The sequence below is a fragment of the Bacillus safensis genome (genome assembly GCF_039619585.1).
In the GTDB taxonomy this organism is placed as follows: domain Bacteria; phylum Bacillota; class Bacilli; order Bacillales; family Bacillaceae; genus Bacillus; species Bacillus safensis.
The window spans coordinates 1210531-1236923 of record NZ_CP154909.1 but is presented as its reverse complement, the minus strand read 5'-3'; the positions used below and the strand labels follow the sequence as shown (position 1 = coordinate 1236923).

33 protein-coding genes, 3 riboswitches and 1 other annotated feature are annotated in these 26393 nt (G+C 41.4%); of the genes, 9 read left to right on the top strand and 24 right to left on the bottom strand.

The features are described from left to right. Window positions 1-9: 9 nt before the first annotated feature. Together AAYR28_RS06285 and AAYR28_RS06280 are read right to left on the bottom strand one after the other, a co-directional pair. Window positions 10-174, bottom strand: coding sequence for a stress protein (locus AAYR28_RS06285; protein WP_034281517.1), 165 nt, complete (start codon window positions 172-174; stop codon window positions 10-12). A gap of 37 nt (window positions 175-211) precedes the next feature. Next, window positions 212-367 carry a hypothetical protein gene (locus tag AAYR28_RS06280; protein WP_345808984.1) on the bottom strand — a complete coding sequence of 52 codons (156 nt, stop codon included), beginning with the start codon at window positions 365-367 and terminating at the stop codon, window positions 212-214. Window positions 368-559: 192 nt separating this feature from the next. On the opposite strand from AAYR28_RS06280, the gene AAYR28_RS06275 reads away from it, so the two are divergent. Continuing rightward, window positions 560-889 (top strand): MerR family transcriptional regulator, encoded by a 330-nt coding sequence (locus AAYR28_RS06275; protein WP_024424656.1) that lies wholly within the window; start codon window positions 560-562, stop codon window positions 887-889. A gap of 34 nt (window positions 890-923) precedes the next feature. On the opposite strand, the gene AAYR28_RS06270 is transcribed toward AAYR28_RS06275, so the two are convergent. From AAYR28_RS06270 to AAYR28_RS06235, 8 genes are all read right to left on the bottom strand, one after another. Beyond that, complete coding sequence (locus AAYR28_RS06270) at window positions 924-1322, bottom strand: hypothetical protein (protein WP_345808951.1); 399 nt, start codon at window positions 1320-1322, stop codon at window positions 924-926. Between the two features lie 308 nt (window positions 1323-1630). Then, window positions 1631-2989, bottom strand: a complete 1359-nt coding sequence (mgtE, locus tag AAYR28_RS06265; protein ID WP_024424654.1) for a magnesium transporter — start codon at window positions 2987-2989, stop codon at window positions 1631-1633. A gap of 207 nt (window positions 2990-3196) precedes the next feature. Continuing rightward, a riboswitch (M-box (ykoK) riboswitch) is annotated at window positions 3197-3361 on the bottom strand. Between the two features lie 132 nt (window positions 3362-3493). Further along, window positions 3494-3634, bottom strand: coding sequence for a hypothetical protein (locus tag AAYR28_RS06260; RefSeq protein ID WP_003212346.1), 141 nt, complete (start codon window positions 3632-3634; stop codon window positions 3494-3496). Window positions 3635-3915: 281 nt separating this feature from the next. Next, window positions 3916-4434, bottom strand: coding sequence for a PepSY domain-containing protein (locus tag AAYR28_RS06255; protein WP_061109744.1), 519 nt, complete (start codon window positions 4432-4434; stop codon window positions 3916-3918). Between the two features lie 93 nt (window positions 4435-4527). After that, window positions 4528-5217 (bottom strand): PepSY domain-containing protein, encoded by a 690-nt coding sequence (locus tag AAYR28_RS06250; RefSeq protein ID WP_034281514.1) that lies wholly within the window; start codon window positions 5215-5217, stop codon window positions 4528-4530. A 66-nt stretch (window positions 5218-5283) separates the two neighbouring features. Further along, entirely contained in the window at window positions 5284-6633 is a 1350-nt protein-coding gene (locus tag AAYR28_RS06245) for an ATP-binding protein (RefSeq protein WP_345808950.1), read from the bottom strand. Window positions 6634-6636: 3 nt separating this feature from the next. Beyond that, window positions 6637-7323, bottom strand: a complete 687-nt coding sequence (locus AAYR28_RS06240; protein WP_034281512.1) for a response regulator transcription factor — start codon at window positions 7321-7323, stop codon at window positions 6637-6639. A 212-nt stretch (window positions 7324-7535) separates the two neighbouring features. Beyond that, the gene (locus AAYR28_RS06235) at window positions 7536-7739 is read right to left on the bottom strand and encodes a helix-turn-helix transcriptional regulator (protein ID WP_039178022.1); all 204 of its coding nucleotides are present in this window, start codon (window positions 7737-7739) and stop codon (window positions 7536-7538) included. A gap of 752 nt (window positions 7740-8491) precedes the next feature. On the opposite strand from AAYR28_RS06235, the gene AAYR28_RS06230 reads away from it, so the two are divergent. From AAYR28_RS06230 to AAYR28_RS06220, 3 genes are all read left to right on the top strand, one after another. Beyond that, the gene (locus AAYR28_RS06230; RefSeq protein WP_120207179.1) at window positions 8492-9451 is read left to right on the top strand and encodes a S8 family peptidase; all 960 of its coding nucleotides are present in this window, start codon (window positions 8492-8494) and stop codon (window positions 9449-9451) included. Between the two features lie 112 nt (window positions 9452-9563). Then, window positions 9564-9755, top strand: a riboswitch (cobalamin riboswitch). A 150-nt stretch (window positions 9756-9905) separates the two neighbouring features. After that, window positions 9906-12194 (top strand): 5-methyltetrahydropteroyltriglutamate--homocysteine S-methyltransferase, encoded by a 2289-nt coding sequence (metE, locus tag AAYR28_RS06225; protein WP_120207181.1) that lies wholly within the window; start codon window positions 9906-9908, stop codon window positions 12192-12194. 139 nt (window positions 12195-12333) lie between these two features. Next, window positions 12334-12804 carry a nucleoside deaminase gene (locus tag AAYR28_RS06220; protein ID WP_034281510.1) on the top strand — a complete coding sequence of 157 codons (471 nt, stop codon included), beginning with the start codon at window positions 12334-12336 and terminating at the stop codon, window positions 12802-12804. Window positions 12805-12862: 58 nt separating this feature from the next. Here the strand turns inward: AAYR28_RS06220 and AAYR28_RS06215 are convergent, their stop codons facing one another. Further along, window positions 12863-13279: an organic hydroperoxide resistance protein gene (locus tag AAYR28_RS06215; RefSeq protein WP_046310733.1), complete on the bottom strand. Its 417-nt coding sequence runs from the start codon at window positions 13277-13279 to the stop codon at window positions 12863-12865. A 161-nt stretch (window positions 13280-13440) separates the two neighbouring features. Between AAYR28_RS06215 and AAYR28_RS06210 the strand changes: the two genes are divergently transcribed. Then, on the top strand, window positions 13441-13887 hold the full coding sequence (locus AAYR28_RS06210; RefSeq protein ID WP_024424644.1) for a MarR family winged helix-turn-helix transcriptional regulator: 447 nt from the start codon (window positions 13441-13443) through the stop codon (window positions 13885-13887). 33 nt (window positions 13888-13920) lie between these two features. Here the strand turns inward: AAYR28_RS06210 and AAYR28_RS06205 are convergent, their stop codons facing one another. From AAYR28_RS06205 to purU, 6 genes are all read right to left on the bottom strand, one after another. Then, a complete protein-coding gene (locus tag AAYR28_RS06205) occupies window positions 13921-14349 on the bottom strand; it encodes an organic hydroperoxide resistance protein (protein WP_041116420.1) in 429 nt (142 codons plus the stop codon). Between the two features lie 174 nt (window positions 14350-14523). Beyond that, on the bottom strand, window positions 14524-14658 hold the full coding sequence (locus tag AAYR28_RS06200; protein WP_024424642.1) for a hypothetical protein: 135 nt from the start codon (window positions 14656-14658) through the stop codon (window positions 14524-14526). After that, window positions 14648-15784 carry a Rap family tetratricopeptide repeat protein gene (locus tag AAYR28_RS06195; RefSeq protein ID WP_034281507.1) on the bottom strand — a complete coding sequence of 379 codons (1137 nt, stop codon included), beginning with the start codon at window positions 15782-15784 and terminating at the stop codon, window positions 14648-14650. The genes AAYR28_RS06200 and AAYR28_RS06195 overlap by 11 nt, the downstream gene beginning before the upstream one ends. 124 nt (window positions 15785-15908) lie before the next feature. Then, window positions 15909-17156: a glutamate-5-semialdehyde dehydrogenase gene (locus AAYR28_RS06190; protein WP_034281506.1), complete on the bottom strand. Its 1248-nt coding sequence runs from the start codon at window positions 17154-17156 to the stop codon at window positions 15909-15911. Window positions 17157-17168: 12 nt separating this feature from the next. Further along, window positions 17169-18266: a glutamate 5-kinase gene (gene proB / locus AAYR28_RS06185; RefSeq protein ID WP_120207184.1), complete on the bottom strand. Its 1098-nt coding sequence runs from the start codon at window positions 18264-18266 to the stop codon at window positions 17169-17171. A gap of 55 nt (window positions 18267-18321) precedes the next feature. Continuing rightward, window positions 18322-18540: a binding site (T-box leader), on the bottom strand. A 43-nt stretch (window positions 18541-18583) separates the two neighbouring features. Further along, window positions 18584-19486, bottom strand: a complete 903-nt coding sequence (purU, locus tag AAYR28_RS06180) for a formyltetrahydrofolate deformylase (RefSeq protein WP_120207186.1) — start codon at window positions 19484-19486, stop codon at window positions 18584-18586. 161 nt (window positions 19487-19647) lie between these two features. On the opposite strand from purU, the gene AAYR28_RS06175 reads away from it, so the two are divergent. Next, window positions 19648-19833, top strand: coding sequence for a hypothetical protein (locus AAYR28_RS06175; protein ID WP_024424637.1), 186 nt, complete (start codon window positions 19648-19650; stop codon window positions 19831-19833). Window positions 19834-19969: 136 nt separating this feature from the next. Here AAYR28_RS06175 and AAYR28_RS06170 read toward each other — a convergent pair whose 3' ends face one another. Beyond that, on the bottom strand, window positions 19970-20284 hold the full coding sequence (locus tag AAYR28_RS06170) for a DMT family transporter (RefSeq protein ID WP_024424636.1): 315 nt from the start codon (window positions 20282-20284) through the stop codon (window positions 19970-19972). Beyond that, window positions 20281-20610, bottom strand: coding sequence for a DMT family transporter (locus AAYR28_RS06165; protein WP_041116412.1), 330 nt, complete (start codon window positions 20608-20610; stop codon window positions 20281-20283). Before AAYR28_RS06165 ends, AAYR28_RS06170 begins: the two co-directional genes overlap by 4 nt. Before the next feature lie 66 nt (window positions 20611-20676). After that, window positions 20677-20786, bottom strand: a riboswitch (guanidine-I (ykkC/yxkD leader). 222 nt (window positions 20787-21008) lie between these two features. Here AAYR28_RS06165 and AAYR28_RS06160 point away from each other — a divergent pair. Next, window positions 21009-21143: a YrzI family small protein gene (locus AAYR28_RS06160; protein WP_080701185.1), complete on the top strand. Its 135-nt coding sequence runs from the start codon at window positions 21009-21011 to the stop codon at window positions 21141-21143. A gap of 219 nt (window positions 21144-21362) precedes the next feature. Continuing rightward, the gene (locus AAYR28_RS06155) at window positions 21363-22406 is read left to right on the top strand and encodes a bifunctional transcriptional activator/DNA repair enzyme AdaA (protein WP_120207188.1); all 1044 of its coding nucleotides are present in this window, start codon (window positions 21363-21365) and stop codon (window positions 22404-22406) included. An 18-nt stretch (window positions 22407-22424) separates the two neighbouring features. On the opposite strand, the gene AAYR28_RS06150 is transcribed toward AAYR28_RS06155, so the two are convergent. From AAYR28_RS06150 to AAYR28_RS06130, 5 genes are all read right to left on the bottom strand, one after another. Then, entirely contained in the window at window positions 22425-22970 is a 546-nt protein-coding gene (locus tag AAYR28_RS06150; RefSeq protein WP_120207190.1) for a GNAT family N-acetyltransferase, read from the bottom strand. Window positions 22971-22987: 17 nt separating this feature from the next. Beyond that, the gene (locus tag AAYR28_RS06145; RefSeq protein WP_025092307.1) at window positions 22988-23476 is read right to left on the bottom strand and encodes a small multi-drug export protein; all 489 of its coding nucleotides are present in this window, start codon (window positions 23474-23476) and stop codon (window positions 22988-22990) included. Between the two features lie 105 nt (window positions 23477-23581). After that, complete coding sequence (locus AAYR28_RS06140) at window positions 23582-24340, bottom strand: HAAS domain-containing protein (RefSeq protein WP_061109737.1); 759 nt, start codon at window positions 24338-24340, stop codon at window positions 23582-23584. A 4-nt stretch (window positions 24341-24344) separates the two neighbouring features. Then, window positions 24345-24671 (bottom strand): PadR family transcriptional regulator, encoded by a 327-nt coding sequence (locus AAYR28_RS06135; RefSeq protein ID WP_061109736.1) that lies wholly within the window; start codon window positions 24669-24671, stop codon window positions 24345-24347. Window positions 24672-24785: 114 nt separating this feature from the next. Continuing rightward, window positions 24786-25307 carry an acyl-CoA thioesterase gene (locus AAYR28_RS06130; protein WP_008346212.1) on the bottom strand — a complete coding sequence of 174 codons (522 nt, stop codon included), beginning with the start codon at window positions 25305-25307 and terminating at the stop codon, window positions 24786-24788. Window positions 25308-25486: 179 nt separating this feature from the next. Between AAYR28_RS06130 and AAYR28_RS06125 the strand changes: the two genes are divergently transcribed. Continuing rightward, a complete protein-coding gene (locus AAYR28_RS06125; protein ID WP_061109735.1) occupies window positions 25487-26368 on the top strand; it encodes a dimethylarginine dimethylaminohydrolase family protein in 882 nt (293 codons plus the stop codon). The last annotated feature ends 25 nt before the right edge of the window (window positions 26369-26393 follow it).

Sequence of the window (26393 nt, the reverse complement as noted above, 5' to 3'; positions counted from 1 at the left end):
AAGGGATTTTTACAAATAGCGCTCTGTTTTGTTGAAAAAGAAATGATACTCTTTTTTTAAGTCACTAATCGTCATGTCCTTGGCCGCATCAGGGCTGTAAACCCCTAATGAACATAGCTGCTTCGTATAATAATGTCTTTCCTTTGCTAAAGCTTCTTTTAATATACGCCGCACCGATTATCCCTCCTATCAAGTGATTTGGATCGAGTGCTTATGAAGACTTCTTATACAAATCATTTTGCATGGCTCTTAGAAGCGCATGTGCATTCTGACCTGCAGCCTGCATGAATTGCTCAAGCAATTCATCCCTCTTCACATCTAATGCGATGATTTCTTTTGCCATACGAATGATCTGTGCTTGCTTCATCATATGCTCCTCCTCCTATGTCAACTCACCATGATTATATGCCGCCGTAAGATGTATTGCACACTCCCTGTTATCTTTCCTTCCATGGTTTTTTCATTTTTTTCGTTTTTGTGTTATATTTTCTAACAAACGATAGGTTTTTTTCCTTCTCGTTCTATATAATATGAAGAAAAAACTTGCAGGGGTGAGTATATGACGCAGGAAGATGTATCTTATAAAGATAAAAAAGTCATTTCAATCGGGATTGTCAGTGAGCTAACAGGGCTTTCCGTCAGGCAAATCCGATATTATGAGGAACGTAAACTCATTTACCCCCAGCGCTCAACAAGAGGCACACGGAAATATTCTTTTGCAGATGTTGAACGTTTGATGGACATCGCCAATAAACGGGAAGACGGTGTGCAGACAGCTGAAATTTTAAAAGACATGAAGAAAAAAGAGCAAGCGCTAAAAAGCGGACAATTTAAGAAAAAAATGCTGGAAGGCCAGATTAACGCACACTTTCGGTATAAAAATCGTTAAACAAAAAAAGAATCGCTCTTTTGAACGATTCTTTTTATTTAGAGGAAGCTTCAGTACCTTCTACAACCCCTACAAAGTCAATCAGCACGCCGCCTCTTTCAGGATCTTCTTTCACCCGCAGGGCAAGTGCCTTTTTCTTCCCGGTTTTTGCATCTTCATAATTCGCGTGGAACACATGAATGCTGGCTTCTTCCAATTGAAAATCCTCATAAGAAAGCGTGTCTATGCCCCATTCTTTTTTCAGTTCCAGAATGTCATTCGGGCTCGGAACCGCACCTTCGACGTAGATGTCTTCCATTTTTCTTTTATTTCCTTCAGTGATGGCTTCAAGCATATGCTCTGCAGCCACTAGCCTCCGGTCTTTCCCCTCGTCCTCCCTTTGACATGCACTCAGCAAAAGCATACACATCAAAATGAATAAGAATTTCTTCATGTTTCTCTCCCACCTTCTCCTTAAAATGTAAAGGATGGAAGCGCTATATGCAATCTTTATACAAAAAAAGACTGTAAAACGTCATGTTTTACAGTCTTAGATTGTGGACAAGGGGCTAAAATGATGTTTATTTTAGTCCTTTGTCTACCTTTCAGCGCGATCTGAAAACCTTTGAAGTCTAGGAAGGACGAGTACCGGAGCGGAGCGAATTGAACATTCGTGAGCACCGGCACGCAAGAACTGACAACGAATGCAAGGGTTTGTCGGCGCGCTGAGACTGTAAAACGTCATGTTTTACAGTCTTCTTGCTACATAAGTGTATGAAGGAAAGCTGTCGCAATACCAAAATAGATGAGCAGTGATAAAATATCGTTCAATGTTGTAATCAGCGGCCCAGATGCAATCGCAGGGTCCACGTTTAATCTGTGTAAAATAATAGGCACGATCGTACCTGCCATCGTTCCAATAATCAGTGTGGCAAGCAGTGACGAACCAACAACAAATCCTAAAATCATATTACCCTGCCACACCATTGCGACGACTGTAATAATAATGGAACAGACAATCCCAATGTAAATACTTGTTCGGAGCTCTCTAAAAATCAGGCGCATAATGGTTTTTTTCGTTAATTCTTCTTTTGAAAGTCCTCTAATGACGACCGCAAGCGACTGTGTGCCTGTATTCCCTGTCATTCCGGCAATCATCGGCATGAAGAAGGCTAAGGCGACGACTTGCTGAAGGGTATCTTCAAAGTAATTTAAAATACTGCCTGAAATCAGCCCAATGAATAAGAGCAAAATGAGCCACGGGAGACGCCGGTATGCTGCAACAAAAGCGGGCGTGTCGAACGTAATATCTTTACCAGAGGCAGCGAACTTCTCATAGTCTTCTCCTGCCTCTTGAATGACGACATCAATGATATCATCGACTGTGACGATTCCGACCAGGACATTGTTCTCTTCTACAACAGGAATGGCAAGAAAATCATACCGTTCAATCAGCTTTGCGATTTCTTCCTGATCTTGAAAAGCTCCAACGGCAATGACTCTTGTAAACATAAGATCCTGCACTTTTTCATCTGGTTCACCTAAAATGAGATCCCGGTACGACAGAACCCCTACAAGCTGTTTTTGATCATTAATGACATATAAATAGTTGATCGATTCTGCAATTTCAGCAAAGCTTTTCAGCTTTACAACTGCGTCCTGAACCGTATAGTGCTGAGGAATCCATACGTACCGGTTGGTCATGATCCGGCCTGCTGTCTCAGCAGGATAATTCATGAGAAGCTGGACGGCCTTTGATTCCTCTGCCTCCATGTTTGATAAAAGCTGATCTTTCAGCTCATCATCCATTTCATCAAACAAGTTGGCTAGGTCATCGTTATCCATTTTGTTTGTGACGAAGGTGGCTTTGTCTTTTCCTACTTTTTCAAGCACAATTTCTTGGTATTCGCGCTCAAGCTCACCCATCATTTCCGTCACATCATCGATTGTTAAAAAGCTGAGGAAACGGCCGCGGTGTTTTTCTGGAAGTTCTTTAAATAAATAGGCCATATCATATGGCTGAAGTTCTTCCATAATGTTTTTAAATTCTTTGCGTTTGCCATCTCTTAATAAAATAATGATTCTTAAAATGAGTTCATCGTACGTAATGTTCTGTATCATCGCTGTTACCTCCCCAAAGTCAGGAGATACCCGAATCCCTTAGAATGTGCGGGGTCAGGATCTCCTCTGTCTGATGCGTCAATCTGATCTTTTGACATACTCTCTATGTGTCTCGAATCGGGATGATCCATCCCCACACCTCCTTTTCTCATAAAAAAGCACCTTCAACCGAATGAAGGCGCTTTGTAAGCATGACAAAATAAACACTTGCTCCTTCAATCGTAGAGCTTTAGCACTGTATGGCATAGGATAAAATCCAGCTGCATTAAAAATCACCTTATGTCGATGATTTCTGTTGACCCATTGGCGTCTTTGGACATTTTTGGGCAGCAGCGTATCTCCATACAGGAGCCTCACCTAACGAAGTCTCATATTGTTAACACACTGAGATTACAGAAAAAGCGGAATGATGTCAATAAGCAAGATGCCAAGTATCCTTATGTATTCGCTTACTTTTCAAAAAAAGAGCGATAGACAGCTCAGCTATCGCCCTTTCACGTTTTTTTATTCCTCTTCCGGCTGATTCATATCCTCTTGGGAGAGGAGATGAAAGGAATCATGCAAAAACAAAGCATATCCTTCTCCATCAGGATGCGGAACGTATTCCGCGTGATCCATTGTTTGCTCTTCTTCTTTTTTCTTCATATTCTCTCGCCTCCTTTCCCGTAGTTTGTCCCAATGAAAAAACCTTACACATGAAAGTGTAAGGTTTGCAGATTGTTGACAAAGGGCTAAAATGATCTTTATTTTAACCCTTTGTCTTCTTTTCAGCGTGATAGAAAACCTTTGCAGTCTAGGAAGGGCGAGCACCGGAGCGGAGGGAATTCGACATTCGTGAGCACCGGAGCGCAGACCTGACACCGAATGCGAGGGTTTGTCTACACGATGAAAACCTTACACATGAAAGTGTAAGGTTTGGTCATAGCTTAATCATCCCATTCTTGCTTCAGGATTTTGCCTGTTTTAGCGGAAATCTCAAAATCAACTTCCTCGCCGCTTGGTGTTGTGATTTCAATTTCGTAAATGTACACACCATTTTCTTTATCTAGATCAGAATCAGTGATTGTGCCTTTTACTTTTGCAAGAGCCATTTTTTCAGCCTGTTTTTTCGTGATCTTCACGTTCTGTTTCTTTTCTTTGACTGGATCATTCAGCGCTTTTCCAGTTTTGGCATCGACATATACTTTATATTCAAAGCCGCCTTTTTTGATCTCGACTTCATACACCCATTTTCCTTTTTTACGCTCAAGATCCACATCATCCACATAGCCTTTCACCACTTTTAAGGCTGCTTTTTCAGCTTGTTTCTTTGAAACAAATGACGATTTCTTTTGCACGACTTGCTCGGCGTTTGCTGTTTGATTTGTATTTTGCGCTTGAAGTGTGAAACCACCTGCGACAAGAGTTCCCGTTAATGCTGTAGCTACTAGTACTTTTTTCATCATGTTCATTTCCTCCTCTATTTGATTTCTTCTCTATCTTAAGAAAACAAGATGATAAAGGAAGGAAAGAAACATGAGAATATCATGAGAAAAGGATTAGTTTTCGTACGTAATGCCCTCAATATCCCCTGTATAGGCGTTCACAAGCACCTCCGCCTCTCTGCCGTCAGGCAAATCCAGCTCCACCTCAAATACGAGCATACCGCTGAATGTTTCAAGATCAGCATCATCCACTGTTCCGCCAACTTCTTTGACGGCAATTTGGATGGCTTCCTCGACAGTGATTTTCGTAAGCTTCTTTTCTTTAGAGGTTGGTTTTTTCTTTTCTGCTTCAAGCACCTTAAATGACTGTTTGTCGACCTCGACTTGATATAATTCTTTTTTTGATTGGATGGTAAAAATGAAACGATCTGACGTCTCTTTTTTTTGAATGACAGTTCCGCTCACCTTTTTAACAGCCGCCTCTTCTGCCTGGAGCTCAGCATTTTTTTCATTTGGCTTTTGATAGCTTTTTAACTGTCTAATTTCTTTCATTTGACCGCTTGCAGAAGATGCAATGATTTGATAGATGCCGTTTGCATTTTCCAGCGTCATTGTATAGTCCTGTTTATGATTGATTAAATCAATATGTGTAATGTTTCCATTGTAGTCTTTTGCGATCATTTTTTTCATTTCTGCTTCACTTAATATTTTTTGATCAATGGTTTGGATCATGAGCATTGCAAAGGCCGCAAGAATCACAAGACATCCTGCGAGCGCAAGCACCATTTTCGTTTTTCTAGACATGCAGCGCCTCCTTCCTATTTCCTATTTTATAAGGAGGAAATGAGAAATTGATGAGAAAAGACCCATTTATTTCTGAAAAAGAATGGTCATGGCTGTCCCTTCGCCGATACGGCTGTCTACCTTCAGCTCGGCCTCATGTTCTTCTGCAATTTGCTTCGCAATTGAAAGACCGATTCCGGTTCCGCCCGTCTCACTGTTTCTCGCTTCATCCACACGGAAAAAGCGGTCAAAGATTTTCGGCAGATCCTCTTCTTTTATGCCAATTCCTTGATCAATCACTGAAATAAATGGCTTGTCTTCTGCCCATCCGCAGGTCACATCAACTGGCTCTCTGCTATATTTGACCGCATTATCAATTAAGATGGTCAAAAGCTGTTTGATTTTCTCTTCGTCTCCTTCTGCGATCAGCGGCTGATCTGTCTGCACATGAGATTGAATCGTTCGATTGGTAGCCACTTCAAGTGTATGACAAAGCTGCTTGCACAAATGACCAAGATCAACCGGCTTCATATCCAAGTATAACGGCTGGCCGTTTTTCGCCAATGTCAATAATTGATCTGTCAGTCTTTTCATTTTTTTCGCTTCATCATGAATCGCTTGGGAGGATTCTTCTACAACCTCTGGACGTGTTTGCCCCCAGCGTTTGAGTAAATTGCTGTAGCTCATAATGACGGTAATCGGTGTCTTCAATTCATGGGAGGCATCATGCAAAAATTGCTGTTCTTTTTCATAATGCTTCTCGAGAATCTCGGACATTTCATTAAAGGTTTGTCCCATTTGATATAGTTCATCCTTTGAATCGCCTGTTAATTCAATTCGTTTAAACGCCTTCTCTTTCATACTTGCCTTCATGGTATTCGTCATTCTGCTAATCGGCCGGACAATTTGCTTTGTTAACACGTGGCCTGCAAAATAGGAAAGCACAATAAACAAAACGCCGGTAGCGATTAAAATCATTTTTAATAACGCTAAGTTCTCTTCCGTATTTTCGATTTCTTCATATACTTGAAGCGACATAATCTCACCATTTGTCCAAATGACCGGAATAGCAGCGAACGCAATCATATGCTTATTGTATTCTTTGATTTCTGCTGTCTGGCCAGATTCGTATGTAAAAGGCAGTGAGCTAAACGTTGATTCCTTTGTGACAGTCAGTTTTGACTCTCCCGTTTCTGTCACGACTCGGATCATACCATTTTGAGGCAGGTACGCCTTCAGCAGCTCCGAGGACGGAAGACCCTCTTCCTCTGATTTTTTTAAAGCAATGGCAATATTTTCAGCCACCTCAGACAAGCGGGACATATCTTTTTGCGTCAAGGTCATCGAAAAAATAAAATAAATGGCTGTATGAAACAAGAGCACCATTAAAAACAAAGACAACGACGTATAAAGCTGAATCTTATTTTTTAATCTCATTCTTTATCCTTTCATCACATAACCCACACCTCTCACTGTGTGAATCAGCTGTTTTTCGAATGGGTAATCGATTTTTTTCCTTAAATAACGGATATAGACATCTACCACATTTGTATCACCAAAATAATCAAAACCCCAAACCGCTGTTAAAAGCTGATCTCTTGTGAGCACTTGCTGCTGATGGTTCAGTAAGTGGACAAGCAGGTCATATTCTCTCGGTGTGAGTTCAAGCATTTGCCCAGCCCTTTGTATTTCTCTTGTTTTCTCGTTGACCGTTAAATCTGCTATGCTCAGCTCTGTCTCCTTTTCTTCTTGTGCATGTATATTCAGTCTTAGCTGCGCGCGAATTCGTGCTAATAATTCTTCTATGTCAAAAGGTTTTGTTATATAATCATTCGCCCCAAGATCGAGCCCGCTTACCTTATCAGGGACACTCCCCCTTGCTGTAATCAAAATAATAGGTGTCGCTGTATTTGTCTTTCGAACCCTTCTCAGCACTTCAAGACCGCTTAACTCTGGAAGCATGACGTCAAGCAGCACCAAATCGAAGCTGTCTTCTTCAAGAGCCTGAAGGCCGTCCATTCCTGTCTCTTTGACTGTCACCTCATATCCTTCATATTCAAGTTCAAGTGACAGCACCCTAGCGATTTTCTTTTCATCTTCGACTACGAGTATCTTCCCTTTGTTCATCTCTATCTCTCCTATCTGAAAGGCAAGCTTGTCTTTCCATTATTATATGTTGCCTTTCTCATTTGGAACAGTCACAATCTTCACATCTATTTTTTCATAAAAGAAGAAATATATTGAATGAAGATGTTTTTTAACACAGTAACCGCACATCAATTGAAAGGAACATAAAACGGCTAACCACTCAAAAAAGACCTCATCTTGAGGCCTGTTGATTACTTTTTTATAGGTCTGCTGACAAAGAGCTGATCTACTGAAGTTCCTAAAACAAAAGCTATGTCAAAAGCTAACTGCAAAGTGGGGTCATATTTATCATTTTCGATCGCGTTAATGGTTTGTCTCGACACCTTACAAAGTTTAGCTAATTCTTCTTGAGACAATTTATTAGATTTTCTTAGCTCTCTAATATGATTCTGCATTTAATCACCATATTTTTTTCTGTAAATGAGGAATGTGAATACATATATTATTGAAACCACAGACAGGAACGCGATAGGTGAAATCCCAATGCCCTGATTTGAGTTCCCTTGAATCGTTAGAAAGATATTCTGTGCGACTTCTAATAAAAGCATACCGAAAACCACAATAAACGCATAAGATTGAGCTTTCGAGTAAATAAATCTCTTTCGTTCATCACCCTTTTGAATCATCGAAGTAATCAAAATGAACAATCCGATCAATAATATTATAACTGAATAGACAACCTTTACGTAATCCAATCTTTAGTCCCCTTCCAAATAAAATGTCAAATACTCTTTACATTTATAATCATAGCATTAGTCTCCTAAATGTCAAATACTTTTTACATTTCTTATTCTTTATAAAATTATCATTGAAAAGCAATAATCTGCTCTCATGGTTTATCTATTTTCTTCTCTTCTTTCATCTATTGATTCTTTTTCAATCTGCCTATTTTAGTTCTATTCACCCATTTTCATCTGTACAGGTGCAACCTCACTATGCAGCATTTCCTTCTTTTTCATATGATATCAAGAGTTTTCTTCAAAAGGTGAGCTCTTTCGTCAATATGTGAGGAGAACTGCACTTTTGATAATAGATTGATTATTTGAAAAATTATTACAATTGACCCTTTCCGATCAAAAGTTTCTTTTATACAATAACATTATGCAGCCTGAATCTACTTTGAAAACAAAATAAGGAGGGCTTTCTTATGAAAGGTGAAATTCGCTTAATTCCGTATGAAGTAAAAGCCAATGTGATGGAAGCGAAAGAGACGCCGGAAAGTATTCAGGAGATTAAAGCACCCGAACTTTGGTCAAGTGGCTTCAAAGGAAAAGGCATAACCATTGCTGTCCTTGATACAGGCTGTGACACAGAGCATCCCGACTTAAAAGATCAGATTATCGGAAGGAAGAACTTTACCGATGATGACGATGGAGATGCTGAAAATGTAAACGACTACAATGGACATGGTACCCATGTAGCTGGAACGATTGCCGCAACCGATCAAAATGGCGGAATTTTAGGGGTTGCCCCTGAAGCCAAGCTGCTCATCGTAAAAGTTCTTGGCGGTGAAAATGGCAGCGGAAAATATGAGTGGATCATTGATGGCATCAACTATGCCACAGAGCAGAAGGTGGATATTATCTCTATGTCTCTCGGTGGTCCAAGCAATGAGCCTGCCCTGCAGGAAGCCATTCAAAATGCGGTAAAAAGCGGTGTGCTTGTTGTGTGCGCAGCAGGAAATGAAGGGGACGGGGACGAGCGTACGGAAGAGTTCTCCTACCCAGCAGCATACAATGAAGTCATTGCCGTCGGTTCTGTTTCCCTTGCTAGAGAATCCTCTGAATTTTCTAACGCCAATAAAGAAATTGACCTCGTCGCTCCAGGAGAAGACATTTTATCCACTCTCCCTAACCATAAATATGGCAGGCTCACAGGGACTTCAATGGCTGCCCCTCACGTAAGCGGTGCACTAGCCATTATTAAAAACGCCGAAGAAGAAGCGTTCCAGCGCAAGCTGACAGAGCCTGAGGTTTATGCTCAGCTTGTCAGAAGAACCCTTCCATTAAAACAGTCGAAAGCCCTTGTAGGGAATGGATTTTTATATTTAACTGCGCCTGATGTCCTTTTAGAAAAAACATTAGAAGCAGATCTTTTATCTCTATAGCTTAAATAGAGGTCCTGAGAAAAGATAGAATTTTCTCAGGATTTTTTTAATTAAAATTATTCAAAATTTACTTTGACGAAATGAAGTGAACGTTATATAATCGAACACAATAAATTCATAGTTTGAGAGTCGGTAATTCGATTACACGTCGAATTTTAATTGGGAAGACCGGTGAAAATCCGGCGCGGTCCCGCCACTGTGAGTGAGGAGAGCTTTTCTCAGGAATCCACTGTCATTAGGATGGGAAGGATGAAAAGCTTGCAGATTCACCAGCCAGGATACCAGCCGCTCTATCACATCAAACCCCCTACGGTTGATAGGAGATGTCGGAAAAGCGTCAGTGATACTCACGCCTTATTTCGCACACACATTTTGTCTTTTAAACCAGACATTTACCTCATCAATCATGATCATGAGCGTAAATGTCTTTTTATATTTAGAGGAGGAATTGGAATTGACAATTGTTAAAACAAGTAATCTAGGCTTTCCGCGCATTGGTTTAAACAGAGAATGGAAAAAAGCACTTGAGTCTTACTGGAAAGGTCAAACAGACCGCGAAACCCTCTTAAGCACACTGGATGAACAATTTTTAACTGCCATTAAAACACAAATCGATCAACAAATTGATGTTGTTCCTTCTGGAGACTTTACCTTCTATGATCACGTGCTGGATACCGCTGTTATGTTCAATTGGATTCCAGAGCGCTTCCGCAGCTTAAAAGACCCGCTAGATACATACTTCGCGATGGCAAGAGGAACAAAAGATGCCGTCTCAAGTGAAATGACAAAATGGTTTAATACAAACTATCACTACATCGTTCCAGAATACGAAAAAAGCACAGAATTTAAACTCACACACAACAAACCGCTTGAAGCTTACGAAAAGGTGAAAAAGGCGTTTGGTGTTGAAACAAAACCGGTTGTACTTGGTCTATATACATTTGTCTCACTTTCTAAAGGTTATGAAGCAAATGAAGTGAAAGAAATCCAGCAGCGTCTAGTGCCGCTTTATACTCAGCTTTTAAAAGAACTTAAAGAAGCAGGCGTCAAATGGGTTCAAATTGATGAACCTGCACTTGTCACAGCTTCCAGTGAAGACGTAAAATCCGTAAAAGAAATTTATCAAACGATCAAAGAAGCCGTACCTGGCTTGAACATTCTTCTTCAAACATACTTTGATTCAGTAGATGCGTATGAAGAGCTTGTCACATATCCTGTTGAAGCAATTGGTCTTGATTTTGTCCATGATCAAGGGCGCAACCTTGATCAAGTGAAAAAGCACGGCTTCCCGAATGATAAAATTTTAGCAGCAGGCGTCATTGATGGAAGAAATATTTGGAGATCAGACCTTGGCGAAAGATTATCCTTTATTTCTGAAGTCATTGCTGACGTTCAGCCGAAAGAAGTGTGGCTGCAGCCATCAAGCAGCTTGCTGCATGTGCCAGTTGCCAAACACCCAAGCGAACAGCTTGAAGAAAAACTATTAAACGGACTGTCTTATGCCACTGAAAAGCTGGCTGAATTGACATTACTAAAAGAAGGTTTAACAAAAGGAGCAGCTGCCATTGATGCTGATATTAACGAAGCAGCACAAGCACTTCTTACCTTAAAAGAGTTCGCAAAAGGAACAAATGCGGATCTAACAGCGGAACGCAACAATCTTTCATCGAAAGATTTTAAACGTCCAGCTGCCTTTGAAGAACGCCTACGTATCCAAAACGAATCACTTGAGCTTCCGCTTCTTCCAACAACAACAATTGGCAGTTTCCCGCAGTCTGCCGAAGTGCGCAGTGCTCGTCAAAAGTGGCGCAAAAATGAGTGGACAGATGCAGAATATGATGAGTTTATTAAGAAAGAAACAAAACGATGGATTGATATTCAAGAAGAAATTGGTCTGGATGTGCTCGTACATGGGGAATTTGAACGTACAGACATGGTTGAATACTTCGGTGAGAAGCTAGCCGGATTTGCCTTTACAAAATTTGCTTGGGTACAATCCTATGGATCACGCTGCGTGAAGCCGCCAATCATTTATGGAGATGTAGAGTTTACAGAGCCAATGACAGTGAAAGAGACGGTATACGCACAAAGTTTAACAGAGAAAAAAGTCAAGGGCATGCTGACAGGACCTGTTACCATCTTAAACTGGTCTTTCCCAAGAACGGATATCTCTCGCAAAGACATTGCTTTCCAAATTGCTTTCGCTTTGCGTAAAGAGGTAGAAGCTTTAGAAGCAGCTGGTATTCAAGTGATCCAAGTGGATGAGCCTGCGCTAAGAGAAGGACTTCCGCTCAAAGAAAGTGATTGGGCAGAATATTTAAACTGGGCAGCAGAGTCATTCCGTTTATCTACATCATCCGTTCAAAATGAAACACAAATTCATACACATATGTGCTACAGTAACTTCGAGGATATTGTCGATACAATCGAAGACTTGGATGCTGACGTGATTACAATTGAACATTCACGCAGTCATGGCGGATTCCTCGATTACTTAGAAAAACACCCGTATTTGAAAGGACTTGGACTAGGCGTTTATGACATCCATAGCCCCCGCGTTCCATCTGTTGAAGAAATGAGCGAAATCATTGATGATGCGCTGAACGTTTGTCCGACAGATCGCTTCTGGGTGAATCCGGATTGTGGTCTAAAAACTAGACAAGAGCCTGAAACCATTGCTGCTTTGAAAAACATGGTCACAGCTGCTGAAGTCGCTCGCAAAAAGCTGGCGCAGCATGCATAATTGAATGTCTCTCCCCTGCTGAACGCGGCAGGGGTTTTTTATGCGCAAATTGGCCTGTTCGATCTCCTGCTATGATGATTTCTTTTCTAGCATGATTCGTTTATACTAGAGAAGTCAGTCGAACAAAGGGAGGAAGACAATGAATCACGAAGATTTTTTACAACGAGCAATTGATCTTGCAGTAGAAGGAGTCAATAGTGGTACTGGCGGCCCTTTTGGAGCAGTCATTGTCAAGGATGGTCAGATTATTGCAGAGGGCAGCAACAACGTGACAACAGCAAATGATCCAACCGCACATGCTGAAGTCACAGCCATTCGAAAGGCGTGCCAGACGCTGAATACATACCAATTAGAAGACTGCACTCTATACACAAGCTGCGAGCCTTGTCCGATGTGCCTTGGCGCTATTTACTGGGCTAGACCAAAAGCTGTGTATTTTGCCGCTGGGCATCAGGATGCAGCGGATTCTGGTTTTGATGACTCATTTATTTATGAAGAAATCAACAAAGAATACGAATCAAGAAATATACCATTTTACAAGCTGACACCTCAAAAAACCCTTGCGCCATTTGAAGCATGGGAAGCATATGAACAAAAGAAAGAATATTAAAAAAGAAACACCTGCTCATCAGCAGGTGTTTCTCTTTTCAGCGTGATAGAAAACTTTTTTATTCAGTCACTTCAAGCTCTACTTCAATGTTCCCTCTTGTTGCTTTTGAATATGGACAGAATTCATGTGCAGCATGGACAAGCTCTTTCACTTTGTCATGATCATGACCTTTCGCAGATACAATTAGCTTTACGCCAAGCTTAAAGCCGCCGTCACTTTCATCTTTTAAAAGACTGACATGTCCTTCTACTTCCGATTCTATTTCTATCCCTTGCTTCTTGGCTACCTGCTCAAGTGCTCCTCCGAAACAAGCTGCATAGCCTGCTGCAAATAATTGCTCTGGGTTTGTACCAGTCTCTCCATCTTTCTTAGCGTTAGGCATGACAATGTTATGATCGAGCACACCATCCTCTGAACGAACATGTCCAGCTCTTCCATGCTGCGCCTTTACTTTTGCTGTGAATAATGGTTTCATCTTCATCTCCTCCTTCATCTATTCATCCTTTTCACGTTCTATTCAATTCTCAAACATTGATGGCACATTGAAGAATTTTTCATTTTTCGTCTGTATTTATTTTAAAAAGGAAGAAAATCTTATACAATGATAAGTATGACAAAAAATAGTTGGTGACTGACATGACAAATGAATTTGAACATATGAAGCTGGAAAATCAGCTTTGTTTCTTGTTATATGCAAGTTCACGAGAGATGACGAAGCAGTATAAACCGTTATTAGAAGAATTAAACATTACGTATCCGCAATATTTAGCACTGCTTTTATTGTGGGAGCATGGAACATTAAATGTGAAAACGATGGGAGAGCTTCTCTATTTAGACTCCGGTACACTCACGCCCATGCTGAAACGAATGGAGCAAAACGGACTCATTATCCGAGAACGTTCGAAAGAGGATGAGCGGTCTGTGCAAATTCGTTTAACGGAATATGGAGAGCAGCTAAAAGAAAAGGCCACTGCGATTCCGTCTCACATGCTGACTGGGACAGGAAGATCGGAAGAAGAGCTAAAAACACTGCGTGCCTCTTTACATGAGCTTTTGCAAAATTTAACACAATCAAAAGGCTGAGGGAATGTTCCCTCAGCCTTTTATTGATATCTATTATTGTGCGACAGCTACTAGTTCTACTTCGATGTTTCCTTGAGTTGCTTTTGAATATGGGCATACGCCGTGCGCTTTATGAACAAGTTCTTCTAATGCTGACTGCTCAATTCCAGTTCCCTTTACTTCTAATTGAACACCTAGTTTGAAGCCGCCATCTGAACTGTCTTTTAATAAGCTGACATGTGCTGTTACTTCACTTTCAAAACGGATACGCTCTTGTCTTGCTACCATTTGAAGGGCTGAATCAAAACATGCAGAGTAGCCTGCTGCGAATAATTGCTCTGGATTTGTTGCTTTTTCAATTTTTTTTGCTCTTGGTGTTCCAGGCATTGCTACATCATGCTCAAGTACACCATCTGTTGAAACAACCTTACCTTCTCTTCCTCCGACAGCTGATACCGTTGCTGTAAATAAAACGTCTGACATGAATATAACCCTCTTTCTCTCCAATAATATTTCCTACAATTGAATTGTACACAATTTAAATTGTAGAGTCAATCAATAAATACTCTTTTTTAAGTTTTCCTCCTCGTTTCCTTTTTATGAGCATGTCCCGCAGAATGGTGTTTAGGCAGTAAAAAAAGCCCTTTAACAAGGGCTTTAGATCGTGTCATGCTGCGGATTCGGTTGTTCCAGCGTATGGTTTCTGTTATCTGGGTCGGCATTTGCTGCTGCCAGCCACAATGCCATAATGGTGATGCTTGTACAGACGACTGCCCATTTTTTAAAATTCATATAAACAATCCCCTCTCTGAATATAGATTCGAGCATGTTCCGCTTCCCCATAGAACATGGAAGATTTTTCATAATCCCCCATTTCATTATAATACTTTGCGGTATCTAATGCCAGCTCCTCTATATCTGGATATGCATAGACAGACTCTAAAAAATGGAAAATTCGTTTGATATGCTCAGCATCTTGTCTTAAATACAATGCTTCTAGAAATATGGTTTTCTGAAGATGAATGTCATCTTGAAGAGCTTCTGCTCGCTTCATACATTCTTCTCTGTAGTGTAATGCTTCTTCGTGTTTTCCTTGTTTGTATAATATCTGAGCGGCTGTATAAAGAGGGTCTATAGATCGACGAAGATGATCGGATTGATTTTGATCAAATAACGAGATGGATTCTTTCATTAATTCGAGTGCGCGGGTCAAGTCTCCCATTCGGTAATAACTGTTGCCCATATTAAACAAAGAGGAGGCAATAAAACGCACATTCTGAAACTCTCTTGATCTCGCAAGTGCTCTTTCGAGATGTGGTAATGCTTTTTCATGCCTTCTCATATCATCGTAGTTACCTGCCACAATAAATTCACACTGAATTGTGCGAAGCGCATACAGTTCATGCTGAACATAAACATCCAGCGCTAGTTTAGCATGGTGCATCGAGATATGTGTTTGTTTCATGTGATAATATATTTCTGACATTTTAAAATGAAATTCCGCACGTTCAATATCATCTGATACAAAAGAAAGCTTGTGCTCTGCCTTTTGATAAGACGATATGGCAGCAATATACTCCCTCCGCCCGAATTCATACATGCCTCTAAAAAAATGATAGTAGTATTCAAGCATGCCTGTAACATGCGTTTGATGCTCATCTATTTCTTTCGAAAGCTCGGAAAAGTTGGCGCGAAGCTTTCCTTCCTTTAATGGCTTTAAATAATCGAGCATGACCTCATGCCTAAATTCCATTAAAGAAAAATAGAGAAGCAAATTCTGATCTTCTTCCATTGAATCAAGAGAGGTGCGAATTTCCTGTTTTAACTGTTCTGCTTGTTCTGAATCAAATCTGCGGATTAATTCATACCACTTGTTGATTTTCACTCCAATATCCGAAGAGGGAATGATTTTCGCCATACGTTGCCTTCTCCAATCTTCTCAAAATATAAAACATTACCATATTTTATCATACTTGACCGGAGAAATACAAAAATGAAAGGAAAAAGAGAGCCTGTTGTCACAAGACTCTCTTTTAAATTCGTTATTCTCTTATTTGTCCTTGACCACGAATGACAAATTTTTCAGACGTTAAGGCTGGCAGACCCATTGGCCCTCTTGCATGAAGTTTTTGTGTACTAATTCCTATTTCCGCTCCATAGCCAAACTCAAAGCCATCTGTGAAACGAGTAGAGGCATTATGATAAACAGCGGCAGCATCGACAGCTGTTAAGAAAAGGGCTGCATGCTCATCGCTTTCCGTAATGATCGCTTCAGAGTGCTTAGAGCTATATGTTTGAATATGCTGAATCGCTTGTTCTATGTTTTCTACAATTTTAATACTGACGATCGGTGCTAAAAACTCCGTTGCATAGTCCTCTGCTGTCGCTAATGCAGCACTAGGAGCAAGCGCGCAAACGGCTTCATCACCGCGTATTTCTACCCCATTTGATTGAAGGGCTTCAAATAACGAAGCACCGTATGTTTTTGCCCATGTTTCATGAATGACAATGCTCTCGATCGCATTACAAACAGATGGTCTCTGGGTTTTGGCATTCAGCACAATCCGCTCAGCCATTTCGTTTTTTGCTGTTTCATCAATATAGATATGACAATTTCCTGCACCTGTCTCAAGCACCGGCACAGTTGACTCTCTCACGACAAGATCAATTAAATTCTTCCCGCCGCGCGGAATGAGGACATCCAGGTATTCATTTAAGGTGAACAGCGTTTTCGCCGTTTCACGGCCAGTATCTTCAATCAATTGCACACTGTCTACTGGAATATCCGTCGTATGAAGCGCTTCATGAATCACCTTTACAATTGCCTTATTACTATGAATAGCAGATGAGCTTCCGCGCAGAATCACAGCATTTCCAGTTTTCAAGCAAAGGGTCGCAGCATCGACTGTCACGTTTGGTCTTGCTTCATAAATCATTCCAACCGTTCCAAGCGGTACACGGACCTTTTCGATGAGCAGGCCGTTTTCTTTTTGAATGGTTTCTAACGTTTCACCAATTGGGTCTTTTAGCTGAATGAGTTGAAGGGTCGCGTCTGCAATGGCTTCAATTCTCTCTTCCGTGAGTGTGATCCGGTCAATGACAGATGGCGTGAACTGCTTTTCCTCAGCAGCCTGAACATCCTTTAGGTTCTCCTCTATTAAATAAGCTGAAGATGCTTTTAGTGCACTCGCGATGGCGTGCAGGGCAGCATTTTTTTGTTCCGTCGTTTTTAGAAGCAGCTGATCTTTGGCTGCACTTGCTTTTTTTGCTTTTTCAAGAACTTCATTCATCGTATTCCCTCCTCAGTTTTGTACATGCTGTACCCAGTGATCTCGGTGTATGACCTCAGGCTTCTCTTTTGAAAGCTCGTCACTTCGCATTCCTTTAATGCCGAGAAGCTCATCGGAGGCGTACAAGGTTTGTCCCTTACCAACTAATCCGTTTGGACCGACGACTTCTACGACTTCTCCTTTAGAAAAGTCACCAGCGACATCAATGACTCCTGCCAGAAGAAGGCTTCTGCCATTATGCAAAATCGCCGCTTCTGCTCCTGCATCAATCACGATCTTTCCAGAGACCGGTGAGTGGAATTGAATCCATTGACGACGGTTGTTCACGGCTGATAAATCCTGTTCACCGATATACGTTCCATCGCCTTGCCCCGCAAGAATGCGAAGCAGTTTGTCTTCCCCAGTGCCTGTGCCAATGAAGACTTTCACGCCAAGTGAAAGTGCCGTTTGTGCAGCAGACAGCTTCGATTTCATTCCGCCTGTTCCAACCTTTGAACCGGTGCTCTTTGCATATGAAAACAATTCTTCTGAAATGTGGGTCAGGACATCAAACCGCTTCGCCTCAGGATGCTCATTTGGATTTGCATCATAAATGCCATTGATGTCTGTTAATATAATCAATTGGTCTGCATGGATTAATCCACTGACAAGAGCTGACAGCATGTCATTATCCCCAAAGGTAAGCTCCTCGATGGAGACTGAATCATTTTCATTTATGATCGGCAAAATCTTTCTTTCCAGCAGCTCCATCATCGTTGCGTAAGCATTTCGATATCTTGTTCGATCTGAAAAGTCATTACGTGTTAAAAGCATTTGAGCAGGTGTCATGTGAAACTGTGAAAAAAGCTCTGTATATTTCTGCATTAACAAGCCCTGACCAACGGCGGCAGCTGCCTGTTTCCCCTTTAAGGTCACAGGTCTTGATGGATAGCCTAAGCTGCCAAATCCTGCTGCAACGGCTCCTGACGAAATTAAAATGATTTCATGACCTGCTTCTTTGAGCTTTGCGATGGCTCTTACATGATCCCGCATCTTTTGTTCATCAATGGCTCCTTTTTGCTCTGTTAATGAACTGCTGCCAATTTTTATGACGATCCTTTGCTTTTTCATCCTTGATTCCCTCCGCTATACCTTTAGGCACAAAAAAATCCCTTTTTCTCCTTATGTAAAGGACGAAAAGGGATTTTCCGTGGTACCACCTTCATTGAATAAGCATGCGATCTGCTTATTCCACTCAACTCCTGTAACGCCAGGCACGCGCTTAGATTTTTCCTCTAAGGCTCAAAGGGCAGGTTCAGCAGCTGTCTGCGGCAAATGTTTCAGCACATCATTTGCTCTCTTTACGCACCAGTTCCTGCTTACTATTCCTTTTCAACGCTCGTTAATTTTTTTATATTATCACCAATTGCTAAAGAAAAGTCAAGCGGTCAATTAAAGACAATCGTTTTATTCTCATGAACAATAATGCGATCTTCAAGGTGCCATTTGACAGCACGTGCAAGCACACTGCGCTCAATTGTCCGGCCAATATTTTTCAGGGCTTCCGCATCATCCCGGTGATCTACACGCTCAATATCCTGTTCAATGATCGGTCCTTCATCTAAATCATTGGTGACATAATGAGAAGTCGCACCAATTAATTTGACTCCCCGCTCATATGCCCGCTTGTAGGGGTTTGCACCAATAAATGCTGGCAGGAAGGAATGATGAATATTAATGATTTTGTTCGGATGCTCTTCAATGAATCCAGGCGTTAAAATTTGCATGTATCTGGCAAGCACAACCGCATCAATGTCGTACTTTTCTAATAAGGCGAGCTGCTCTTTTTCAGCTTCTTTGCGGATATCTTTATTCGCCTTTACAAAATGGAATGGAATTCCAAGCGATTCTACTGTATCTTTTGCCGTTTCATGATTGCTGATCACAACTGCGATTTCAGCCATTAAATTTCCGCTTTGCCATTCCCATAGAAGCTCATGCAGACAATGAAGCTCTTTTGAGACAAAGATTGCCAGCTTTTTCAGCTCACTTGCACGCGACATGCTCCACGTCATTTGAAATGATGCTGCGATTGGCTCAAAGCTATTTTTCAATTGATCCATATTCGCCGAGATGTCTTTCCAATCAAATTCAATTCTTAAAAAGAACCGGCCGCTTTCATGATCGGTTGTGTATTGGCTGGATTCAATGATGTTCGCTCCGTGCTCAAATAAAAAGGAAGAAACAGCTGATACAATACCAGGCTGATCCGGGCAGCTGACAAGTAATCTGCCTTTTTGCTCGTGCTTTTGTCTGTGTAATTCAAGTTTCTCTGTAATCAATGTTCTCATGTATCATGACCTCATTTACGTTTTCATTCTAATGAAATATTATACTGGACTGGAAAGAGAAAAAGCAATGAAGAGTCTATTTTTTATTGAATATTCATTCAATTTCGCACCTAGCGTGATATAATATGAGTAGACCTTTTATCACAAAAGGAGTGATGGAGATGAAAAGCATGACTTTGTTTGGTAAAGTGAGCTTTTGGCTCGGCATCGTATGTCTGATCACAGGTATTTATCTTTTTATGGCCGGTGAGAGACTCATTCCTTTACTCACATTTGGTGTCTGTTTTCTTCTAGTGAGTCAGCTTTACCGCAAAAATGAAAACGATTCCAATCATCATTCGATGTAACAAAAAAGGGCTCAAATGATTTTTATTTGAGCCCTTTTTCTACTTTTAACGCGTGATAGAAAACCTTTGCAGCCCTGACAAAGAATGCGAGGGTTTGTCTACATCGAGAGGCTGGCAGACAGATGCCAGCCTTTTCTTATTCAATGATTTTTAACCCGACCGCCGCAGATAAAATCAGTGCGATAAAGAAAATACGTTTTGCGTCCTTAGACTCACCGTAAAACAGCATGCCGACAATGGCTCCTCCAGCAGCTCCAATGCCAGTCCAAATGGCGTATGCCGTTCCCATCGGAATTGTATTCATCGCAAGAGAGAGCATGAGAAAGGACAGCGAAAATCCAGCTGCAATGAATAAAATCCATTTGACATGCCGGTCTTTCTGGAATTGATTCATCATGGTGACACAAAGCATTTCTAAAATGCCTGCACCAATGAGTAAAAGCCAGCTCATGATTCAGTCTCCCCTTTCTTTTCACCTGTGGTTAGTTTAAGTCCTAATACACCGCTTAAAAGCACCATGATTAAAAGTAATTTCACTAGCTGTACCGGCTCACCCATTACCATACCTACTATGACAGTACCTGCTGTCCCAAGTCCGGTGAAAACGGCGTAAAGTGTGCCAACTGGCAGTACAGTCGTGGCTTTCAGGAGTAAATAAAAGCTGACGACAATACAAACGATGGTTGCGGCCCACTCCAATAAAGAGTCAGCATATTTCAACCCCATCACCCAGCCGACTTCAAAGATCGCCGCAATAAAGACATTTCCCCATTTCATCTAATCCCTTCCTTTCTGAACGATTCCAACCAACAAAAAAAGCCCGGAAATCGATCGTTTGATCAAATCTCCCGGGCTTTTATCCCTCCGTGTACATACGGTCTATTGTGTAGACCTTATGTGTTTTCTCTCGGTCCAGACTGCGCCACCCGCACGGAACCCTAGAAAACCAATTCTTAATAAGCAGATCTGACTTAAAGCAGATTCTGTGTGTCAAAATTGTATCACACCCCGAAATACCGGTCTACCGCTTTGCTTGCCACACGCAAATATACTTGTTCATTTTTCGAAAGAAATTTTATGGGACCGCCGTATACTAAGGGTTAGAAACAGGTCAACTGATAAAGAAGATCTGCGGGCTGTTTCACATGCTGCGAACTGAAGGGAAACGAGCGTATATGATAATTCATTTATTTTTTATGACATTGACGATCAAGCGTAAATACAAGGACATGGAGACCGTACTTTACGAACAAGAAGTTGAAGCATTTTATGAAGAAATGAAACAGAAGCAGCTAAAATATATGAACTAAAACAGGAAGTGAAAAATGAGAAAAGAAGGAGAATGATGCTTGATTGTTATACGAGGGAGAAGGATCTATTCCGGGTACAGCAACGATCACACCGCTGATATAATAAAATCAGATTGATGTGATGAACGTTCAACTTTAGGATGATGCATTTACAGATCATCCGTTGTACTCCAAATAATGCTGAAAAACATTTTATAAAAAATCAAGAGGTGGATTCATATGATGATGACCGATGAACAAAAACATGAATTTTATCAAGCACTTGTTGACAAGAATCCGCAATATGACGGCACATTCTTTGCCTGTATTAAGACAACCGGCATCTTCTGTCATGCCACATGTACGGCCAGAAAACCAAAATTTGAAAACTGTGAGTTTTTCTTTACAGCGGAGGAAGCACTGCTGGCAGGGTATCGCCCTTGCAAGCGCTGCACACCATTAACATACCCGAACAGCATTCCTGAAGAAGTCAAAACACTCGTTTCAGCAGTAGAAAAAAATCCTGAGAAACGCTGGAAGGAAGAGGACTTCCGCCAATTAGGGATTCACTCTGCCACAGCTCGAAGAAAATTTAAAGATATTTACGGCATGACCTTTGTTCAATATGCAAGATCACGCCGAATGGGACTTGCCTTTAAAGAAATTTTGAACGGAAAAAAAGTAATCGATCAGCAGGTCACTTTCGGCTATGAATCTTCAAGCGCCTTCAATGATGCATTTACGAAAATCATGGGAAATCCCCCTAAAAAAGCGCAGATTCACATTCTTTATGCTAATTTTATTTCCACACCGATCGGGCGGATGATGAGTGTGACAGATGCCACACATGTGTATTTACTGGAGTTTATGGACAGGCGGGGACTCGAAAAAGAAATTGAAACATTAAGAAAGAAGCATCATGCCCGCATTTTAGTTGGAGAAACAAACGTCCATCAGCAATTAGCAAAGGAATTGGCCTTATATTTTGAGAAAAAGCTGACCAAGTTTACTGTACCGCTTTCCTTACATGGCACCCCTTTTCAAATGAAGGTGTGGGAGCAGCTTTCACTCATTCCAGCAGGCGAAACGAGATCCTATCGTGATCTAGCCGCGAAACTGGGCGATCCGCATTTGGTTCGTGCCGTTGGTAATGCAAATGGTGCGAATCAATTGGCGATTATCATTCCCTGCCACCGCGTGATTCAAACAAGTGGTGAGCTTGGAGGCTACGGCGGGGGAATTGAACGGAAGAAATATTTGCTTCAGTTAGAACAGCGTGGATAAAAGAAAAAACGGCTCTGCTTATTCGGTAAGCGAGCCGTTATCTCCGTTACGGGTGATGCTGTATACATCAATGATTTGGTCCCATTTTGAAATGGTTTTTTCTTTTTTCATGCCCATTTTTAAAGCGACCTTCACCGAAGCTTCATTCTCAGGACGAATTAGGCTGACCATCCGTCTGACCTTCATTTCTTCAAATCCATAGGTAAGGCAGCCTTTTGCAGCCTCAGCAGCATAGCCATTCCCCCACGCCGCTTTCTTTAGCATATATCCGATCTCAAGCTCCGTTTGTCCTTCGATATTTTGCAGAACAATTCCGCTTTGTCCAAGACGTTCATTTGTTTCTTTATCTTCAATGATCCATAGCGAGGTGTGGTACATGCGGTCATTTTTTTGATTCCATGCAATCCACTCTTTTGTCTGCTGTTCATCCTTCAAAGAAGGATAATACTTCATCACTTCTTCATCTTGGAACAGCTCGTCATATAAAAATGACGCATCATGTTCATTCATCGTTCTCAGTTTCAGGCGCTCTGTTTCTAGTACTGTTCTTGATTGAACTGTCATTGATGATCCCCCCTTTTTTACTTGCTAAAAATATCTCCGAACAATCCATTTGAATCTGGGGCAAAGTAATGGAAGCCCGCACCGGTTAAACTTGCAGCCAGCGCTGTCCACATCATTAAACTGACGGTCATCCACACCGCGACTTGCTTTCTTTTCGTTCCAAAGCTCATGCACATCAAGGCCGCTAAATGACTGCCGATGATAAAAGGACCAATGAGCGCTAATCCAGGCAGACCGTATCGTTCCCAAATTTTTCTTGCCCGCAGCTGCTTTTTCTCTCCTTTCTCATCACCTTTCTCTTCTTTTCTCTTTAACCACCATGCTTTAAACCGGTCCACAAACACAATGAGAAGCAAAACTGTGAGAAAGTTGCCGATGAATCCAATTACAGCCGTTGTCACAGGGTGCAGCCCACTTAAGATTGCGAATGGAACGACACCAATCACTTCAAAAAAAGGCAAAGCAGCCAATACAAAGACGAGTACATATCCCCATACGATATCCAAAAACAGAACCCCTTTTCATTTTTGTCCTCTCCCCATTGTAATGAAAAATACAATTCCATTTCTACATTTTTTTAGAAAAAGAAAAACACATCGTATGAGATGTGCTCAGTTTACATTCGTATTTTCATTTTTCTTATTTGCCCGGCGCAGGACAATGAGCATAAGCCCTATTAAAATCACAATAGATAGCAGACTTTGCAGCAAAATCACACTTGGTGACGTCCAGCCAATCCATTCGAAGATGAGCTGCGGTCCGAAAAAGATAATCGGAATCAATGAAACGACATTCGCCTTTAAGATTGCATTGAATACTACGATGCATAGCAGCATGAGCAGAATGACGCCCCACCTCTGGCCAGAAGTAAGGACAAGTAGTGGTGTGCCGATCTTTTGATCCAATAGTTTGATTGTCACCATCGCTGTCAGCTGAAAGATTCCTAACATCCAAAAGTAAAGAAATACCCGGCTGCTTGTTTGAAAGGCAGACGCTCTAAACATCACAATGATCATGATGACATTGGCCACTAATACGAGCGGATATCCAATTAAAGCAAACCAAGAATAGGATAAGTTTTGGCTGATTGCATCTGATAAGATCATATAAAAAAGCGATCCAATTAAGAAAGCACTGACGAATGGCACCCAGTCTTTATGGTTTCCTGACAGCTCTTTTGCCAATTCATCAGCATAGCTCCGCGGATCTCCGCCGAACACATCCTCACCTGTTTTGCCGTCTTTTTCAGCCTCAACCGCATGTGCTGTCAGTTCATCCATCAGCTCATCGATTTCATCCTGATTTTTTCCCTTTGATATGAGATAAAGTTGCAGCTCTAGTAGAATGTGTCTTGTTTCTTTTGATACCATAATCTCACTTCCCTTTTTGTAATAAGCGGTTTACATTTTTTGAAAGCTCATTCCAGCGCTCAATAAACTCTGTGAGCGCTTGTTCTCCCGCTTGTGTGAGCGTATAGTATTTCCTTTTCGGACCGCTCGCTGACGCTTTTGTGACGGTGGTCACCAGCTGTTCCTTTTGCATACGCAGCAAAATCGGATAGATACTGCCTTCACTAATTTGATCAAACCCATAATGCGCGAGCTTCTTCGTCATTTCATACCCATAAATTTCGCCCTCAGAAATAATCGACAGCAGACAGCCTTCTAAAATTCCTTTTAGCATTTGTGTGGATGTTGTCATGATTGTTCCTCCGATTCCAGTACCTTGCATCACAAGATAGCTTTATCTTATCATACACTATCTTGCCATGCAAGATACTGGCACAGAAAAAAATCACCGCTTAAAGGGTGATTTTTACGCCCAAGGCTTATCTGTCCCAAGTGCGTCAGCAAGCGCCTTACTATGCTTTCGGCGGCTTTTTCTTTCCTCTGCCCGCTGCTTCGCTGTTTGATGAAGCATGATTTCTTCCTCTGTTTCCGGCATCACCTGCGGGACTCGTTTAGGCTTTCCGTTTTCATCTAATGAGACAAATGTCAGAAATGAAGTCGCTGCGAGTCTGCGCTCTCCAGACATCAAGTTTTCTTTAATGACTTTGACGAACACTTCCATAGAAGACGTGCCCACCCATGTGACATAGGATTCCAAGCATACTGACTCCTTTTGTCCAATCGGCTCTAAAAAGTCAACAGAATCCATTGAAGCTGTGACCGTTTCACTGCGGCTGTGTCTTGCTGCCGAGATGGAGGCAATGTCATCTATATAACTCATTAATTTCCCGCCAAATAACGTTTGGTGGTTATTCGTATCGAGAGGGAATACCCTGCTGGTTTTAACAACTTTCGATTCCTTGCAGTATTTGAAATTTTCTTCACTCATCATCATAGCTCCTTCTTGCTGTTTTCGTGGATGCGGAACGACTTTTATTAAACACTATTCTTTTAGGTTTGTCTAAACTTTTTGCTTTAGTCTTATGTGAGAGATTTTCTTTCGGAAATGTTTCAACCATGGCTAGAAGAAGGAATAATAGAACTATGAATGAACAAGGAGGCCATTTGATGGATTCTATGAGAGCAGAGCAATTATACAAAATGCCGCAATGCATGAGTGAATACGACGATTTAGAAGAAGTTCTTTTATGCAGTCCTATTTATATGGAAATCAAACAAATTATTAACGAAACCCAGAAACATTTTGCGAAAGAAAATATTTCTCAAATGAAAGCAGTCGCTCAGCATAAGCAATTGATCCAAACCCTTAAAGATCATCAAGTACGGCCTATCCTGCTCCCGGCGAATGAACGCTTCCCTGAGCAAGTCTTCACTCGGGATATTGGGTTTACGATTGGACAGACACTGTTTGTTTCAAGTATGGCCGCTCCGGTTCGGCAAGGGGAAGAACAATACCTAAAAGAATGGGCACACGCAAAAGGGTGGTCAGCTGTCACTTTGACAGACGGAACGATTGAAGGCGGCGATGTGCTTGTGGATCAGAAGCGTGTGTTTGTTGGCACGAGCAAAAGAACTAGTTCAGCCGCTATCTACCAGCTAAAAAAGGAACTGCCGGATCATGACATCATTCCGATTCACCTTCCTCCTCACATTTTGCATCTTGATTGTGTGATGAATACTCTGTCTCATGACGAGATAATCATTTATCCTGAAGCGTTCAAGCAAAAGGATCTCCAGCTGCTCAAAACGTATTATGATTTGATTGAAATCAGCGAACAAGAGCAATTCACACTTGGACCAAATGTTTTATCCATTGGGCAGAAAAAAGTGATCAGCTTGCCCAGCAACCAAGAAACAAATGCTTTATTAACCGCTCACGGGTACACCGTTATTAAAGTGGACTTTTCGGAAATTATTAAATCTGGCGGCTCTTTCAGATGCTGTACATTGCCTATTCGGCGTTCATCCACTAAAAAAGCCAGCATGTAGAACAGTTTGTCTACTTGCTGGCTTT